4 protein-coding genes are annotated in these 2,738 nt (G+C 33.0%); 1 reads left to right on the top strand and 3 read right to left on the bottom strand.

The genetic code is table 11. The features are described 5' to 3' along the window. Nucleotides 1-188: 188 nt before the first annotated feature. The 3 genes from ACFPOH_RS11285 to ACFPOH_RS11275 form a co-directional block, all read right to left on the bottom strand. Nucleotides 189-635, bottom strand: coding sequence for a hypothetical protein (locus ACFPOH_RS11285; protein WP_342581633.1), 447 nt, complete (start codon nt 633-635; stop codon nt 189-191). A gap of 236 nt (nt 636-871) precedes the next feature. Beyond that, nucleotides 872-1,129, bottom strand: coding sequence for a hypothetical protein (locus tag ACFPOH_RS11280; protein WP_342581632.1), 258 nt, complete (start codon nt 1,127-1,129; stop codon nt 872-874). After that, complete coding sequence (locus ACFPOH_RS11275) at nt 1,129-1,461, bottom strand: ArsR/SmtB family transcription factor (RefSeq protein ID WP_173662337.1); 333 nt, start codon at nt 1,459-1,461, stop codon at nt 1,129-1,131. Before ACFPOH_RS11275 ends, ACFPOH_RS11280 begins: the two co-directional genes overlap by 1 nt. Nucleotides 1,462-2,042: 581 nt before the next feature. Here ACFPOH_RS11275 and ACFPOH_RS11270 point away from each other — a divergent pair. Further along, a complete protein-coding gene (locus ACFPOH_RS11270) occupies nt 2,043-2,732 on the top strand; it encodes a hypothetical protein (protein WP_390309699.1) in 690 nt (229 codons plus the stop codon). Nucleotides 2,733-2,738: the final 6 nt, after the last annotated feature.

Raw genomic sequence — 2,738 nt, 5'->3', positions numbered from 1 at the left:
TAACTTAATTTTAACAGAAGAGGTCCTTATTTTTTATTGAAAAAATGAAAAACAGCCCATGAAATTTCATTCCAAAATTTCATGGGCTGTTTCCATTTTAGAGGGGGTTTTGTCCCAGCCTCTTTTTTAAGTATATGAACGATTAAGAGTTTTACCTAAACAGTAGGATATTTTATATCACTAGGGCATTAATAGAGCGCGATTGAGCGGTAAGATACTCCAGTAGCAGACCTCAGAAAAAACTCTAATGTAACAGTATAATTATTAGTACCGAGAGTAGGATTCGTATCAACAATAGAAATTGGAATGGCGCCAATCTGTGTAAAAGATAAAGTTAATGTAATAGAATTTCCTTGTTGTAAAGTTTGAGTAAACAAAAGAGTTCCATTTCGGCGGATTCTTAATCTGACTCCATACTGATATGACAATAAACCTAACGGAATTATACTTTGAACTTGAACAAGTCCATTAATAAAAATAGATTGAGCATTTGATGTGGTTGGAACGGATAACATTAATACCGGTGTTTCAGTACCAACACCAAAGGGAATTGACAAATCCACTTCTGTCTGAGATGAAAATAGACTTGGTTGATTTTCAGGCTCTTTGCAACTTCCACATGATCCCAGTCGCAAGGTGACACCTCTTTAACTAGTTTATTAATTAATATATGATCAATATTTCTCATTGTATATGTAAATGTACTAATAAAAGTACTGTTAAATAGAAATTTTGGCAACATAATATGGATAAAACATATTGTCCCTCAGGCAATGAGCATCCTACGAAAAATAGCATAAAAATAGAGAAGGGAGGATCCATCAGTCATTGAAGACCTTTTGGATCCCCCTTCGTTTATCAAACAGATTTGCTATTCTACTTCTTTCAAAATACGTTCAATTGAAGCGATTTTTTCTTTTAAATCTGAAATTTCATCTGCAAGTTTTTCGTTAATTCTATTTGTTTCCTTTTGTGCTTCAATTGCTTCTGCTGCTAATTTTTGATAGACTTCTTCTTTGGTTGTTTGAATTTTTGTTTGTGCGATTTTTGCAATTGGAATGAACAAAATTGCCACAACTAATACTACAAATGCCATTCCTGCTAAACCCCAAATGACTTCTTCACTCATTATTTTTTACCTTCTTTCTTTTTTATTGATAATGTTTTAACAGCCTCTTTGATTAAGTCCTGTGTAATATGGAAATCAAAGTTTACAAGTTCATAGTATTTCATTGCTTTTCCATCATCGGAAACTTCCATTTTAGTATTTACAATGCCGGCATTTTCTAATTTTTGTAGATGCATGTAAAGTAAAGGACGACTCATTTCAGCTTCCCGAGCTAATTGACTGACATATTGTCTTCCATTAGCCAAAATAGCGATGATTCTCATACGGTGTGGATTGGAAAGGGCTTCAAATAAGGCTAGAAGCTCATCACCATTTACAGGTTCTTTAATCATGATCGAGCCATTACTCTCACATTATTCATAGCGTTAATGACAAAAAATATTACACCGAAAAGGATGAGAATCCCGCCAACCCAATTGATTAAACTACCTATTTCATATTGTCCCAGTCTAGAAAAAATTATATCTATGCATAACAGTGGTATTCCAATCATCAGAAATTGATCATGAACTTGTGTTAATTTGGTCGCACCCGCTGTTTGAAAAACGTGGTAGATCATTCCTGCCAATGCAATCATTCCCCAACCGGCTAAGTGAATATGAGTGTAGGCTGAACTTAATCGGAACAACTCGGTCAATCGGATAAAAATCACGAGACTAACTCTGATGAGAAAATAAATAACGAATTCATTAGTCAATCTAAGCCTCACTAATTTTTTACCCCCCCTATGTTGACATTTTGTTTCACCTGTAATAAATATATTACAGGTGATATAAAATGTCAACACTATGAATCGCATTCCATTCAACATTTGTAAAACTTAAGAGATTCTTAAGAATTCCATTAAGATCTTTTTATGTTTTGTTTTGTATATTAAATACACCATTCGATAACAGATAAGGGGGATATTCGAATGATGAAAGAAAAAAAGATATATATTCTTTTAACGGATACAGGTACACTATTTACAAGGTTAATCAAAATATTTACAAAAAAACCTTATAATCATGCATCAATATCCTTTGATGCTGAATTATCAGAGGTATATAGCTTTGGACGGAAAAAAGTGAATAACCCTTTTGATGGGGGACTTGTTAAAGAGAATGTAGAGGAAGGTTTATTTAAAAATGCCAATTGTATCATTTATTCACTTTCAGTAACCGATGAACAATTAAAAAAGATGAAAGCATATGTAACAAAAATGGATAAACAAAAAGAAGACTTTCGTTATAATTTTATCGGGTTATTTGGTTTTATCATCAATAAACCAATAAAAAGAAAGAAAGCATTTTTTTGTTCACAATTTGTGGCGTCAGTATTAAAAAATAGTAACGTTGTTGATTTTAGAAAACCGATATCCCTTATCGCTCCGAACGATTTACAAGTAATAAACGGATTGGAACAGGTATATGAAGGTCAACTTCATGATTACATTAATAAAGATGAAAGAAATATAAGGAGTTACCCAATCTCATTGATCCCTGTATTTTGCAATAGAAAAGTGCAGAGAAATGCAATTAAAAATGCAGAGGTTTGCCACCCATTTAATTCCTTTTCGACAATGCGTGGGACAGTCTATAGCTCTCGCCATGAAAAGAGATGATATGGG

Source organism: Ureibacillus suwonensis, from assembly GCF_042655065.1.
GTDB classification, from domain to species: Bacteria; Bacillota; Bacilli; order Bacillales_A; family Planococcaceae; genus Ureibacillus; species Ureibacillus suwonensis.
This window is presented reverse-complemented; position numbering and strand designations above follow the sequence as displayed.

Coding starts and splice junctions, on each gene's coding strand:
- ACFPOH_RS11280 (WP_342581632.1), bottom strand. CDS start 1,129: ATGAGTGAAGAAGTCATTTGGGGTTTAGCAGGAATGGCATTTGTAGTA.
- ACFPOH_RS11275 (WP_173662337.1), bottom strand. CDS start 1,461: ATGATTAAAGAACCTGTAAATGGTGATGAGCTTCTAGCCTTATTTGAA.
- ACFPOH_RS11270 (WP_390309699.1), top strand. CDS start 2,043: ATGATGAAAGAAAAAAAGATATATATTCTTTTAACGGATACAGGTACA.